The sequence below is a fragment of the Mesorhizobium sp. M0615 genome (assembly GCF_040320805.1).
Lineage (GTDB): Bacteria > Pseudomonadota > Alphaproteobacteria > Rhizobiales > Rhizobiaceae > Mesorhizobium.
This window is the reverse complement of sequence record NZ_JAMYQI010000004.1, coordinates 274,223-288,083: the sequence shown is the minus strand read 5'-3', so window position 1 is coordinate 288,083 and position 13,861 is coordinate 274,223. Positions and strand designations below refer to the sequence as shown.

Annotated in this window: 10 protein-coding genes; 4 read left to right on the top strand and 6 right to left on the bottom strand. The window is 63.6% G+C overall.

Annotated elements, in window-relative coordinates; genetic code table 11:
- Positions 1-4 precede the first annotated feature (4 nt).
- From sseA to NKI46_RS08800, 3 genes are all read right to left on the bottom strand, one after another.
- Entirely contained in the window at positions 5-856 is an 852-nt protein-coding gene (sseA, locus tag NKI46_RS08810) for a 3-mercaptopyruvate sulfurtransferase (protein WP_352745771.1), read from the bottom strand.
- A gap of 95 nt (positions 857-951) precedes the next feature.
- Positions 952-1,695 (bottom strand): alanyl-tRNA editing protein, encoded by a 744-nt coding sequence (locus tag NKI46_RS08805; RefSeq protein ID WP_352745768.1) that lies wholly within the window; start codon positions 1,693-1,695, stop codon positions 952-954.
- Positions 1,695-2,729 carry a cysteine synthase A gene (locus NKI46_RS08800; protein WP_023738892.1) on the bottom strand — a complete coding sequence of 345 codons (1,035 nt, stop codon included), beginning with the start codon at positions 2,727-2,729 and terminating at the stop codon, positions 1,695-1,697. Before NKI46_RS08800 ends, NKI46_RS08805 begins: the two co-directional genes overlap by 1 nt.
- A gap of 214 nt (positions 2,730-2,943) precedes the next feature.
- Here NKI46_RS08800 and NKI46_RS08795 point away from each other — a divergent pair, with 214 nt between their 5' ends.
- Both NKI46_RS08795 and NKI46_RS08790 read left to right on the top strand, forming a co-directional pair.
- Positions 2,944-3,765 (top strand): SDR family oxidoreductase, encoded by an 822-nt coding sequence (locus tag NKI46_RS08795; protein WP_023710548.1) that lies wholly within the window; start codon positions 2,944-2,946, stop codon positions 3,763-3,765.
- Positions 3,766-3,835: 70 nt separating this feature from the next.
- Entirely contained in the window at positions 3,836-4,816 is a 981-nt protein-coding gene (locus NKI46_RS08790; RefSeq protein WP_352745765.1) for an alpha/beta hydrolase, read from the top strand.
- Positions 4,817-4,910: 94 nt separating this feature from the next.
- Here NKI46_RS08790 and NKI46_RS08785 read toward each other — a convergent pair whose 3' ends face one another.
- Entirely contained in the window at positions 4,911-6,347 is a 1,437-nt protein-coding gene (locus tag NKI46_RS08785; protein WP_031193338.1) for a DEAD/DEAH box helicase, read from the bottom strand.
- Positions 6,348-6,757: 410 nt separating this feature from the next.
- Here NKI46_RS08785 and NKI46_RS08780 point away from each other — a divergent pair, with 410 nt between their 5' ends.
- Both NKI46_RS08780 and NKI46_RS08775 read left to right on the top strand, forming a co-directional pair.
- On the top strand, positions 6,758-8,290 hold the full coding sequence (locus NKI46_RS08780) for an acyl-CoA carboxylase subunit beta (protein WP_023682585.1): 1,533 nt from the start codon (positions 6,758-6,760) through the stop codon (positions 8,288-8,290).
- A 6-nt stretch (positions 8,291-8,296) separates the two neighbouring features.
- Positions 8,297-9,367, top strand: coding sequence for a M48 family metallopeptidase (locus NKI46_RS08775; protein WP_352745762.1), 1,071 nt, complete (start codon positions 8,297-8,299; stop codon positions 9,365-9,367).
- Between the two features lie 25 nt (positions 9,368-9,392).
- Here the strand turns inward: NKI46_RS08775 and NKI46_RS08770 are convergent, their stop codons facing one another.
- The gene (locus tag NKI46_RS08770; RefSeq protein WP_352745759.1) at positions 9,393-11,393 is read right to left on the bottom strand and encodes a hypothetical protein; all 2,001 of its coding nucleotides are present in this window, start codon (positions 11,391-11,393) and stop codon (positions 9,393-9,395) included.
- Positions 11,390-12,931 carry an NAD(P)H-hydrate dehydratase gene (locus NKI46_RS08765; RefSeq protein WP_352745885.1) on the bottom strand — a complete coding sequence of 514 codons (1,542 nt, stop codon included), beginning with the start codon at positions 12,929-12,931 and terminating at the stop codon, positions 11,390-11,392. The genes NKI46_RS08770 and NKI46_RS08765 overlap by 4 nt, the downstream gene beginning before the upstream one ends.
- Positions 12,932-13,861 lie beyond the last annotated feature (930 nt).

Here is a 13,861-nt window from a genome sequence, read left to right as displayed (position 1 = left end):
GCCATCATTCCTTGCCCGTCACCACGGGCGTGTCTGCCAGCCCGCCCCATTCCGTCCATGAGCCGTCGTAGAGCCGGTTGTCGGTGTGGCCGAGCGTCTCCAGCGCCAGAGTGACGACAGCCGCCGTGATGCCGGAACCGCAAGAGGTGACGACCGGTTTCGACAGATCGATACCGGCATCCTCAACGGCCTTGCGCAACTGGTCCTTCGACAACAGCGCGCCATCCAGCGACAGCGCCGAATAAGGCAAATTGTGCGCGCCGGGCATGTGGCCGGAGCGAACACCCGCGCGGGGCTCTGGCTCGGCGCCGGTGAAGCGGCCCGCGCCTCGGGCGTCCGCAATCTGGCTCTCGCCAGTCTCGACGATGCGGCGCATGTCGGCAAGGCTGGCGACGCGAGCGGCATCGAAATCGGCATGAAACACATTCGGCGCGATCTTGGTCGGCTCCGCCGTCACCGGCCGGCCCGCCGCCTTCCAGCGGTCGAAGCCGCCGTCGAGCACATAGACCTGGAACACGCCCATGACGCGGAACATCCACCAGGCGCGCGGCGCCGAGAAGAAACCCGGACCGTCATAGACGACAATGGTGTCGTCGGCCGAAATTCCCATGGCGCCTACATATTGCGCCAAATGCTGTGGCGAGGGCAGCGTGTGCGGCAGCTTGGCATCAGGATCGGAGGCCGCATCATGATCGAAGAATCGCGCGCCCGGAATATGCGCAGCCTCATACTCGGCGCGCGCATCGCGCTCCTGCGCCGGCAGATACCAGGATGCATCGACGATCGTCAGGCCGGGCTCGCCAAGACGGCTCTGCAACCAGTCCGCATCGACGATGAAAGAGCTGTCATCGGCCATTGTTCTTCTCCTGCTCCGCCTTGGCGAAGCATTGCTTCCTGTTGACCATGATCTTCCCCGAAAACCGGCTTCCACTTTTCGGGATCATGGTTCGTTCAAGCCACCGGCATTGGTCCGAAGCGAATGCGAAAACGCCGGTTTTCGCGGCCCTTCTTCTCGATCTTGCCGATATGGATTTCACCGACTTCGCCGGTGCTTTTGACATGGGTGCCGCCGCAGGGCTGGCTGTCGATCGAAGCGTTGTCGCCGATGCAGACCAGGCGGATCTTGCCGGTGCCGGCGGGCGGCCGGACATTCTTGGATTTCACCAGGCCAGGATTGGCTGCCAGTTCCTCGTCGGTGATCAGCCTGATGAAGATCGGATGATCGGCTCGCACCAGCTCCATCAGCCCGGCGGTGACGTCTTCCCTCGTGAAGCCGGCATCGGGAGCGTCGAAGTCGACGCGGCTGTCATCTTCGGAAACCGCAGCACCGGTAATCGGAAACGGACAGACTACGGTGAGCAAATGGCAAGCTGCGTGCATGCGCATCAGGAGATGCCGCCGCTCCCAGCCGATGGCGAGTTTCACCTGCTCGCCGACCTCGGGTGCCGGTTGCTCCGGCGCCGGCACATGGATGATCTCGTCCTTGGTCTCGCCGGTGATGGTGGCGGCAATGGCGATGCGGCTGCCGTCGGCGCGCTCTAATGTGCCGGTATCGCCAGGCTGGCCGCCCGATGTGGCATAGAAGATGGTCCGGTCGAGAATGATGCCGCCGCGCTCGTTGATGGCGACAACGGTGGCGTCAGCCGCTCTGAGATAGGCGTCGTCGCGAAACAGCGCTTCTGTTCTGTGCGCCATCAGGCGACCTTCTCATACGGCACCGAAATTGTGCTGCGCTCATCCATCCAGCCCGGCACCGGCAGGTTCTTCTCGCGCAGGAATTCCGGGTTGAACAGCTTCGACTGGTAGCGCGTGCCATAGTCGGCAAGGATGGTCACGATGGTGTGGCCGGGGCCAAGCTCGCGCGCCAGCCGGATCGCGCCGGCAATGTTGATGCCGGTCGAACCGCCGACGCACAGGCCTTCTTCCTGGATCAGGTCGAAGACGATCGGCAGCGCTTCCTCGTCCGGCACCTGGAACGAGAAGTCCGGCGTGAACCCATCGAGATTTGCCGTGATGCGCCCCTGCCCTATCCCTTCGGTGATCGAGCTGCCGTCGGACTTCAATTCGCCACTCGTGTAGAAGGAATAGAGCGCCGCACCTAGCGGATCGGCGAGCGCGATCTTGACGTTGCTGCTCCTGGCCTTCAGCCCGAAGGCGACGCCGGCCAGCGTTCCGCCCGAACCCACCGCCGAGACGAAACCGTCGACCTTGCCGCCGGTCTGCGTCCAGATTTCTTCCGCCGTGGTGCGGATATGGCCGTCGCGATTGGCAACGTTGTCGAACTGGTTGGCCCAGATCGCGCCGTTCGGCTCCGACCTCGCCATCTGCTCGGCTAGCCGCCCCGACAGTTTCACGTAGTTGTTGGGGTTCTTGTAAGGCACCGCCGGCACTTCGATCAGCTCGGCGCCAAGCAGCTTGATCGTGTCCTTCTTTTCCTGGCTCTGGGTGTCGGGAATGACGATCACTGTGCGATAGCCCAGCGCCTTGGCAACCAGCGTCAGGCCGATGCCGGTATTGCCGGCCGTGCCTTCGACGATGACCCCGCCCGGCTTCAACAGCCCGCGCTGTTCGGCGTCGCGGATGATGAACAGGCCTGCGCGATCCTTGACCGACTGGCCGGGGTTCATGAACTCGGCCTTGCCCAGGATCTCGCAGCCGGTCTGCTCCGAGGCCTTGTTGAGGCGGATCAGGGGCGTGTTGCCGATCGCTTCGATCACAGAACGGGGCATCCGGGATTCCTTATGTAGCTGCGGCGAGACCCTAGAAACCCGAAGCGTGCGTTTCAAGGCAAGAATTCGCCTGGTCCAGTCGCATTTCGGGCACTGCAATCTCCCGCGGCCGCACAAAGCGCGATGACTATCATTTCGGCCAGTACGGAAAAGCGCTCTTTTCATTCGATTTTTTCACCGCTAGAGCACTAATGACAGATCGGCAGGGCGCAGAATGACACTTTACCGGGCCAACCCGAAGCACGGCGTCGCCTGGATAACCGGCGGCAGCAGCGGCATCGGCCGTGCGCTGGCCAAAGACCTCGCGTCAAAGGGCTTTGTCGTCGCGGTCACCGCACTCGACGGCGACCCACTCGACGCGCTCATCGTCGAGACGGCGCAGATGCCGGGACGTGTCGCCGCCTACCCTTGCGACGTCACCGATGAGCCGCGCATGGCAAGCACGGTGGCGGCGATTGAAAAGGAGCTCGGGCCGATCGTGCTCGCCGTCTTTAACGCCGGCAACTACATCGCCACGCCCGGCGAAGACCTCAGGGTCCGCGACTTTCGCCAGACCTTCGAGGTCAACTATTTCGGTATCATCAATGGCCTCGTCCCGCTCATGGAGCGCATGCGCATCCGTGCGCGCGGCCATATCGTGCTTGTCGGATCGGTTACCGCCTATTTCGGCTGGCCGACCACGGCGGCCTATGGCGGCTCGAAGGCGGCGATCAACATCCTGGCCGAGTCGCTGAAATACGATTTCGACAAGATGAATGTCCGGATCCAGGTGATGAATCCGGGCTTCATCGACACGCCGCTGACCGAAAAGAACATGCTGCCAATGCCGGGACTGATGCCGGTCAACCGCGCCTCGCGCCGCATGCTGCGCGGCATCGAGCATGGCGGCTTTGAGGTTACCTTCCCTCACCGGCTGAGTTGGGGGCTGAAGCTGCTGGCACTGCTGCCAAGGCCAGTCTGCCGGTGGTTCATCAGCACGGCGACCCGCTGGACAGGGCGGCCGCTGAATTTCGACCGCAAGCCGCCGAACGAATAGCTGTCCACAGCCCGGCTGTTGCCTGACTGCACCGGCCGCCATAGGCTTTAGAATTGTTGTGGTGTCTGAGATGGGGCGACGGATCGTGCTTGCGGTGCTGGGCGTCGTCATCATCCTTGTCCTGGCCCTCCTGCTTGGTCCGCGCGTTCCCGTCGACACAACAATCAGCTTCGACCCCAAGGTGATCGGCGACGATTCGCAAGCGTATATCGCGCGTGAAGAGGCTACCGTGCCCAACGTCCGCGACGCGCTCGAGAAAGAAATCATCTGGGCCGATCCGATGGTTCACGCCAAGACGCCATTGGCGATCGTCTATATCCATGGCTTTTCGGCATCGAAGGGCGAGGTTCGCCCGCTGGCCGACGAGGTCGCCGACCAACTCGACGCCAACCTTTTCTACACCCGCCTCACCGGTCATGGTCAGGACGGCGCTGCTATGGCGCAAGGCAGCGTCAATGCCTGGATCAACGACTATGAGGAGGCGCTCGCCATCGGCCGGGCCATCGGCGACAAGGTGATCGTCATCGGCACCTCGACCGGTGGATCGCTGGCGGCATGGGCGGCGACTGAGCCTGGCGCATCGGACGGCGTCGCTGCGATCGCATTCATCTCGCCGAATTTCGGCGTCAGGGCTGCAGGCGCCGAGCTGCTGACCATGCCCTGGGGCAGGCAGATCGCCGAGTTCGTCGGCGGCAAGGAGCGCAGCTTTCCGACCCGCAACGCGCTGCACGAGAAACTCTGGACGCACACATATCCAATGGCAGCCGTGCTACCGATGGCGGCGCTGACCAACCTTGCCTACGCAGCGCCTGTGGAGAAGGCAACCATACCGGCGCTGTTCATCTTCTCGGATTCCGACAAGGTGGTGCGCCAGGATCGCACCCGCGAAATCGCCGGCCGCTGGGGCGCACCGCATGAACTGGTGCCCGTCGACGACAATGGCGATCCCGACAACCACGTCATTGCCGGCGACGCGCTGTCGCCCTCGACCACGGCATTCCTGGCGCAGCGGATCGTCGTGTGGGTTCAGGCAATTGCCGGGCAGCCCTAAACGAAAAAGGACGGCCGAAGCATTGCCCCGGCCGTCCTCATATTCAATCGTCAGCAATCAAGCCAGGCTCGACGAGCCTGACCGGTTCGTCTGATCAGGCAGCCCGCGCCGCGGGCCGCTTGCCGCCGAAGCGGCGCTTGTTGTTGCCCTTGAAGGCCTTGGCGCCTTCCGGCTTGCGCTCGCTTGCACCCGCAAAGGCCGGCTTGTCACCAAAACGCTTCTTGGCGAAGCCGTTGTTCTGGCCACCGGGCCGCCTGCCGTCGCGACGTCCATTGCGGTCGTTGCGATCATTGGCGGGCTCGAAGCGCTCGTTCTTTTCGGCCGGATTGCGCACCGGATCCGGGCTGCCGAGATGGTCGGCAACGATCGGCAGCTTGCTGCGGATGATGCGCTCGACCTGACGCAGCTTGCTGTTTTCGGAAGGATCGCAAAGCGTGATGGCGATGCCGTCCATGCCGTTACGGCCGGTACGGCCGATGCGGTGGACATAGCTTTCGGCCTCATCCGGCAGGTCGAAATTCACCACATGGCTGATGCCGGGGACGTCGATGCCGCGCGCCGCGATATCGGTCGCCACGAGAATGCGCACCGAGCCCTCGCGGAAATCGTTGAGCGCCTTCTGGCGGGCGTTCTGCGACTTGTTGCCGTGGATGACGGCGGCCTTGAAGCCGTCGCGTTCGAGGTCCTTGGTCACCCGGTCGGCGCCATGTTTGGTGCGCGAGAAGATGATGACGGACTTCATCGCTTCGTCGGCGAGCATCGTCGACAGCACCTGGCGCTTCTGCTTGGTGCGGGCAAAGACAACGCCCTGCACGATTTCGGCAGCAGCGGTGCTCTGCGGCGCGACTTCGACGCGGATCGGGTTCTTCAACAGGCCCTTCGCCAGTTCGGCGATTTCATTGGGCATGGTGGCCGAGAACAGCACCGTCTGACGGTCGGGCGCGGTCGCCTTGGCGATCCGCTTGACGTCGTTGATGAAGCCCATGTCGAGCATGCGGTCGCCCTCGTCGAGCACCAGCCATTTGGTGTCGGAGAGGATGAGGTCGCCCTCGCGCACCAGGTCGGTCAGGCGGCCGGGCGTGGCGATCAGGATGTCGACGCCGGGCGCAACCTTCTTCACCTGGCTGAAGCGCGAGACGCCGCCAAGCACGAGAGCGGTTGAGACATGCGCGCCCTTGGCGAGGATCTTGATGGTGTCCTCGATCTGGACGGCGAGTTCGCGCGTCGGCGCCAGGATCAGCGCACGGGTGGTCTTGGCCCGGCGCTTGGTGCCGAGCGCGATGATCTTCGACAGGATCGGCAGCGCGAAGGCCGCGGTCTTGCCGGAGCCGGTCTGGGCGATGCCGAAGATATCACGGCCTTCCATCTGCGGCGGGATCGCCTGCGTCTGGATCGGCTTCGGCTCGGTGAAGCCGGCGCCATGCGTCGCCTTGAGCAGCGCGCCCGTGATCCCAAGAGCTGCGAAACCGGTGAGGTCCGCAGTGTTGCCGGTCGAGATCGCGTTACCGGCTGAGGTGTTTTCGTTGGTCAAAATAGTCTTCTTTCACGCGGTCTTGGCCGCAAACATCGATGGCGGCAGGGCGCAACCTGCCGCCGAAAAAATTGATATGAAACGACAAGGCGGGCGGACGGAAACGTCCACTCGGCTGCGCTGTCGTGCCCGCAGGCGTCATGCCACGGGGCTCTTTCGCCACTTCGTGATGTATCGGAAAGAGGGGCCGATATACCGGAAAGAGGGAAAACAGACGCAACCAGTCTCATTTGTCGAGAAGGCCGGAATCTCCCGGCCCAAGCGCCTATGGGCTGCATATGGCTGAGTTCGCCCCGGAATGCAAGGGGCGACATGTTGCAGCGCAGCAAAATCGACTGCGAAAGCGGCGCTTGCGCACGCCTGCAGCCATCATTACCACAAAGGCAGCTGCCATTTCTGGGGACCGAGCGATGAAGGACGTGCTGAAGGAACTTGAGCGCCGCCGCGAGATCGCCCGCATGGGCGGCGGCCAGGCCCGCATCGACGCCCAGCACAAGAAGGGCAAGCTCACCGCGCGCGAGCGCATCGATGTCTTTCTCGACGAAGGCTCGTTCGAGGAGTTCGACATGTATGTCGAGCATCGCTCGACCGACTTCGGCATGGAGAAAACCAAGATCGCCGGCGATGGTGTCGTCACCGGCTGGGGCACCGTCAATGGCCGTCCGGTCTATCTGTTCGCCAAGGACTTTACCGTCTTCGGCGGCTCGCTGTCGGAGGCTCACGCCGAAAAGGTCATCAAGGTGCAGGAGATGGCGCTACGCAACCGCGCGCCGATCATCGGCATCTACGACGCCGGCGGCGCCCGCATCCAGGAAGGCGTGGCGGCGCTAGGCGGCTATGCCGAGATTTTTCAGCGCAACGTGCTCGCATCCGGCGTCATTCCTCAGATTTCCGTGATCATGGGCCCGTGCGCCGGCGGCGACGTCTATTCGCCGGCCATGACCGACTTCATCTTCATGGTCCGCGACACCTCTTACATGTTCGTCACCGGGCCGGATGTGGTGAAGACCGTCACCAACGAGACGGTGACGGCCGAGAGCCTTGGCGGCGCGTCCGTCCACACGACCAAATCCTCGATCGCCGACGGCGCCTACGACAATGACGTCGAGGCGCTGTTGCAGATGCGCCGGCTGGTAGACCTTTTGCCCGCGTCAAATACGTCGGAGCTTCCTGAGATCGAGTGCTACCAGTCGGTCACCGACCATGATCTGTCGCTCGACCGGCTGATCCCGGACAACGCCAACAAGCCTTACGACATCAAGGAGCTGATCCTCAAAGTTGCCGACGAAGGCGATTTCTTCGAGATCCAGCAGAACTTTGCCAAGAACATCGTCACCGGTTTCGGCCGCGTCGAAGGCCGCACCGTCGGCTTCGTCGCCAACCAGCCGATGGTGCTGGCCGGCGTGCTCGATTCCGACGCAAGCCGCAAGGCGGCGCGCTTCGTGCGCTTCTGCGACTGTTTTTCCATTCCCATCGTCACCTTCGTCGACGTACCCGGCTTCCTGCCCGGCACCGCGCAGGAATATGGCGGCCTGATCAAGCATGGCGCGAAACTCCTGTTTGCCTACGCCGAGGCGACCGTGCCGAAAATCACGGTCATCACCCGCAAAGCCTATGGCGGCGCCTATGACGTGATGGCCTCAAAGCACCTGCGCGGCGATATGAACTATGCCTGGCCGACGGCGCAGATCGCGGTGATGGGGGCGAGAGGCGCGGTCGAGATCATCTACCGCAAGGATATTGGCGACGCCGAAAAGATCGCAGCTCACACAAAGGCTTACGAGGACCGTTTCCTGTCGCCCTTCGTCGCCGCCGAACGCGGCTATGTCGACGAGGTGATCATGCCGCATTCGACCCGCCGCCGCATTGCCCGGGCACTGCGCATGCTGCGCAACAAGGACATGCAGAACCCTTGGAAGAAGCACGACAACATCCCGTTGTAACATCCAATGTCGCGACTGATCATCAGCGCCGGTCGGCGGTTTGGCAGGTTCACGGTCCTGTTTTTCGTTGTTCCCGCCCTCGTCGTCTTCTGCGTCTGGATGTCCCTGCTCGACAACCATCCGATCTGGTTTATGGCCAGCGGCTTTGTCGTCATGCCGATCGCCACCACGGCCTTGGCATTTCTGTTCGGCACATTGTTTGCGGGCTTCCGACGCAGCAAGATCAAAGGCGTCAGTGAAGCAGAAGCGCCCGGCCTGTGGGCGCTGTGGCGGAGCGTCGCCGGACCGCGCCGTGCTGCGCGCACGGTTGTCATACTAGAGGGCAACCTGAACGCCAGCGTGCGCGAAGAGCGCACGCTTCTCGGCCTTCTCGGCAATCGGCTGTTTCTAACCATTGGCATCCCTCTCCTCGCAGTGACCGATGAAAGAGCGCTTGCCGCGATCCTTGCCCATGAGGACGCGCATGTGCGCAACAAGGATACCAATGGCAGCCTCAATCTCGCTGAGTTCGAAAACGGTTTCGGATTTGTCTTCGAGTATGCCCCGCCCGGAACCACGATCACAGGCAGCCTGCTCCACGCCGCTATCGGCTGGCTGGCGCAATCGTTCGAGCGGGAAGAAATCCGGCTTTCGCGCGAAGCGGAGATCAAGGCAGATCGACACGCGGCATCCTCCGGCGACGCCGAGCACGCCGCACGCGCGCTGTTGCTTCTTGCCACGGCAGACGTGCATTTCACGGAGACGGTCTATGACCCTTTGCAGCATGAATTGCGAGGTGCTTTGCGTCCGCCGCGAGCGCCGCTCGAGCGCGTGCTGGAAGCTGCCGGCCAGCTGCGAGAACCCATTTGCCTCAATGTTTGCGCCCGCAAGGCGTGGGCAAGCCCGGATGACGCAAAGTCTACCCATCCATCATGGGCTCAACGGCTGGCGGCGCTTGGCTACACGGAGCCGCCCGACCTGGACCCGATCGCCGTGACCGCGCTCTCGACGCTGCTGAACTCGAGCGTAGCACAGCGGCATATTGCGGAATTCGACACCAAATGGACTGCGCGGATGGAAGACTATCTCCAGCGCTGAACTGGTGGTCGCCCAACTCGCAGGCTCACTCCTCTTCCGCCGCGCCGAACCCCGCATCCCTGGGGGCGCTGGTCGCGGTCGCCCAAGGCGTTGCGTGGTTGTCGATGCGCATCTGGAAGATGAAATAGGTCGGCGAGCAGTAGCCGATGCCTTTTACCTTGTCGGCGCCCGGCGTGTCCGGCGGCAGCGACTGGCACATATAATCCTCGCGGCAGAAATGATCGGCCGAACATGCGGGACGGTTGCCGCGGTTGACCGCGCCGCCGAGGCACTGGTCGAAATTGTTGGTGGCGACGCAGGTGTCGAATTTCTTGCCGCCGACCATGCCGCAAATTTCCGATGGCATCGGCTTGCCCGTCTTGAAGGCGGCGAAGCTGCGGTCCTTGTCGTCGCAGGCGCGATAAGCGATGCCTGCCGGTACGCCGATTTTCGGTGGCCGGCAGGTGTAGGCGGTCCGCGAAAAGGTCGGCGCAAAAGCGGCGAACTGGCCGGTGATCTTGTAGCGGTCGTTGAACGGCTGAGACGGGTTGCTGGAGATCGACCCGGTCAGGCAGGGATGGCCCGAAAACATCTTTGGACTGTCCTTGGGCAACAGACATTGCGCCAGCGTGGTGCGCACGCCTGAGGCCGTCGCCAGCGGCGTGCAGACGGTGCCGCCACCGCATTGCCAAGTCGCGCCGAAGCGTTTTGCATCATCCGGCATCAGGCACGGCATCGCGATCTCGGCCGGGGCGTAGCCGACATCGCCGGCATCGGTCCATGTCGCCGGCGGCGCGAAGGACAGCGGCCGGTAGCGGTTCGGCTCCTTGCCTTCTTCCGTCGCGCGCAGCCAGGCCTCACGTCGCGCAATCTCGGCATGGAGATGCGGCGAGATGCCGACCTCGATCCGGTTGAGAGGCGACGTCGTTTTGTCGTCGAGGCCGATGAAGTGAAAGCCGGCCGTCGAGCCCGCCTGGTGGCAGCCCTGGCAGGCGCCATTGTCCAGCCGCTCGACCAGCGCCTCCGGTGTCCGCACCAGCTTCAGCGCCGCATAGTCCAAGCCGGCGAAATCCGCTGGCTGGAACAGCGGCGTGAACGGATGGTTGGCCCGTCTCGCGCTGCCGAAGGTCGACCACGAGATGATTTTCTTGGCCAGGAATTCGTCGGGGATTTCGTAGACGCCGAGATCGACGGCCGCGACATTGGCGCTGACGTAGTCGGCGAGCCCTTTCTTCAGTGCGGCATCATCCGAGAGCCGCGCAACGTCAGGCGTATTCTCCAGCGGCTTCTCGCTGATGGCAGCGCCATCGATACCGAAGATCCGCATCAGATAGGCCGCCTGCCCGCCGAATTCGGTCTCCTGTCCCGAGGGAAAACGCACCACCTGCGCATTGAGTTCAAGCTGCTTGAACGTCAGTTCCTCCGGTGCCAGCGAACCGCCGGCCAGCCAGCCGGCATCGACGTTTTCGTCGATCTGCGGTGTCCAGCGCCCGGCAACGCCGACGCAGCCGCCATCGGCATCCGGCGCCACGCTGTAGACGGCGTTGAAATTGAATGGCAGCCGCGATGCCAGAACCTTGCCGTTCTTGCGGAAACTGTAGGCCAGGCGATAGACAAAGCGCACCTCGCCACAGCTCTTGTCACCTTGCAGCGCGGTGAAGTCACGCCGGTCCAGCCGGTTGACGACGCCGACCAGGCGGAAGCGCGCGGCCTCGGTCTTCAGCCAGCGCATATCCATGATGCGGCCGACATTGCCGTCGGTCACCTCGTAGAGCGTGCGCCCGCCGGCCTTTATCTCGGCCCGTAGCGTGGCAATATCGGCCGCAACCATGTCGACAACAGCACGATAGGCCGGCACCTCGCTGTAGAGCGTCTTCAGATCGTCCGCGCCGTCGACGGCGAAAATGCCGGCGAAGCCAAACCCCTTGGCATCGAGGGCGGCGAGCACCGCCGGATCGTCGACGATGGTCACCGGCTGCTCAGCGCGCACGCCATGCGAGGCGAACAGCGCGATGATGGCTGCAATGGCGAGCGCGAAACGCTTCATCCGATCGGCACCTTCTGCCGTGCCTCGACAAGTTCACGCAGCACCGGCACCAGCGCCAGCGGCAGATCCTCGGCGATCAGACCCGGTCCGAAGCGGCTGCCGGCCTCGGCATGGATCCAGACCGCTGCGCAGGCGGCCTCGAATGCCTGCATGCCCTGCGCCAGCAGCGCGGCGACAATGCCCGCCAGCACGTCGCCGGAACCGGCGGTGGCGAGCCATGGTGCACCATTGGCGTTGATCACCGCGCGGCCGTCCGGCGCCGCGATGACGGTGTCGGCGCCCTTGTAGACCATGATGGCGTTGGCTCGTTCAGCGGCTGCGCGCGCCTTGGCGAGCTTGGACAGACTTTTGTCGTCGGCGATGTCGGGAAACAGTCGGCCGAACTCGCCCTCATGCGGCGTCATGACCAATGCTGGCGCATCCGGCCTGCCGGCCGCCTCGAACAGCGTTGAGACCGCGTTGCGGAAAGACGTGATGCCGTCGGCATCGAGCACCAACCCTTCAACACCACCCTCTTGCCGTGCTCTGCCGAGCACGGCGAGGGCGAAATCGCGCGCCTTGTCACCAACACCAAAGCCCGGGCCGAGGACAAAGCTCGACGACCGGCGATCGCCGAGAAAGTCTTGCACGTCCTCGATAGCGTCGGCCTTGCGCAGCATGATCGCGGTCAGATGCGTGGCGTTCACCTGCATGGCATTGGCGGGAGACAGCATGGTCACGGCCCCTGCCCCGCTTCTTGCAGCGGCAAGTGCGGCCAACCGCGCCGCACCCGTCGCCGACGGTCCGCCGGAGAAGACGCCGACATGGCCGCGTTTGTATTTGTGTGCATCGACGGCCGGCACCGGCAACGCGTCGAGCCAGAACGCCGGCTTGTTTTCGAATGCGCGCGGCGCGACCTGGGCGATGATGTCGTCGCCAATGCCGATATCGGCGACGACGATCTCGCCGCATCGGTCCCGGCCGGGCAACAGCAGATGCCCCGGTTTCTTGCGCGCGAAGGTGACGGTGATGTCGGCACGAAATGCCGTGCCGAGAATGTCGCCGCTGTCACCTGAGACACCTGAAGGCAAATCGACGGCGACAACAGACAGGCGGGCAGCACTGTCGACCGCGCGTGCGGCATCGCCCGAAAGGTCCTTGGATAGGCCCGCGCCATAGAGAGCATCGACAATCAACGAGCCGGGCTCGGCGGCAAAAGCCGCTAGCGGCTTGCGCTCCAGCAGGCATTGGGTCGCGGCGATCGCGGCATCGCTGCCTGCCCTCGGTTCGCCTGATGTCCACAGCGCGACTTCGACACCCGTCTCCGCCAACAGCCGCGCCACGACAAAGCCGTCGCCGCCATTATTGCCGGGGCCGCACAGCACATGCACCCTAGTGGCTGAAGGATAGCGCGCCAACACCACCGCCGCGACCGCTTCGCCGGCGCGCTTCATCAGGCCATAGCCGTCCAGTGGACCGGCCGCGATTGCCAACCGGTCGGCATCCGCCATCTCGGTCGGCGACAGCAGTTCCAATTTGGCGCCGGCTGGCAAACCCATCGCTGGTACGTCCTTCGGTTCATCCGCCTTGCGTGGCAGCGTCGGGAGCTCCGCCGGACACGAGGCCCGGATCGAGCTTTGAGGCATAGATCGCCGATTCCATGACGATGGTGAGACCCAGCTTCGGGTCGAGCAAATCCTTGGCTGACCGAGAATCAATGCCGCCACATTGGCGGTGATGGCCGGCCAATTGATCACATCGGCCTCGCCATAGACAATTGTCGCATTCGGCAGACGGCCGGTCAGACACGTCACCGCCACTGGCCATGCAAATCCAAGCAGCTTCCTGACCGGGAAATGCGGATGATGATTTTTGCCGAACGACGGCAGCCCCTCCAGTGGGCCGCCCAGCGTCTGCGAGACATGGGCGAACATGGCCTCCAGCGAAGGCATACCATTCGGCGGCAGGCCGTTGTTGATCGCCGTTCCGGCAGCGAGGTTCCAGAGCCGCTCCGGAGCCTTCTTGTCGTCGCGGGCAAAGAGCATCTCGTTCAGCGGCTCGCCGAACAGGAAACGCGACCCGTCCTTGGTCGTCACGATGTCTAGCTCGGGTGTGCGGCCGCTGAGCAGAGCGCACTGCGCGGCAAAACCGGCAATCGCTCCCGCAGCCGAAACAATGGTCTCGGCATGGATGCGTCCATTCACCGCCAAAAGCTGCGGAAGGTTGTCGCGCAAATGCCCGAATGCAAAGTTGCAGGCGGCGCTGTCAGGTTTGTCGCGCCATGGAAAATCCACGGCGCGCGGTGGTCCGCCACCAGTCGAACCGCCACCGGAGCCGGCAGAGCCACGTGAAGACTGCCCGCGCCCAGATACACCTTCATTCGTCCACCTTTCACTGCGTCGTTGACGCGGATATGCCCACACCGGGAATGATGGGTCAAATCTGCCAGGCCGCCCAACTGCACGGATCCGCGCGGGCCTGCAAAATGC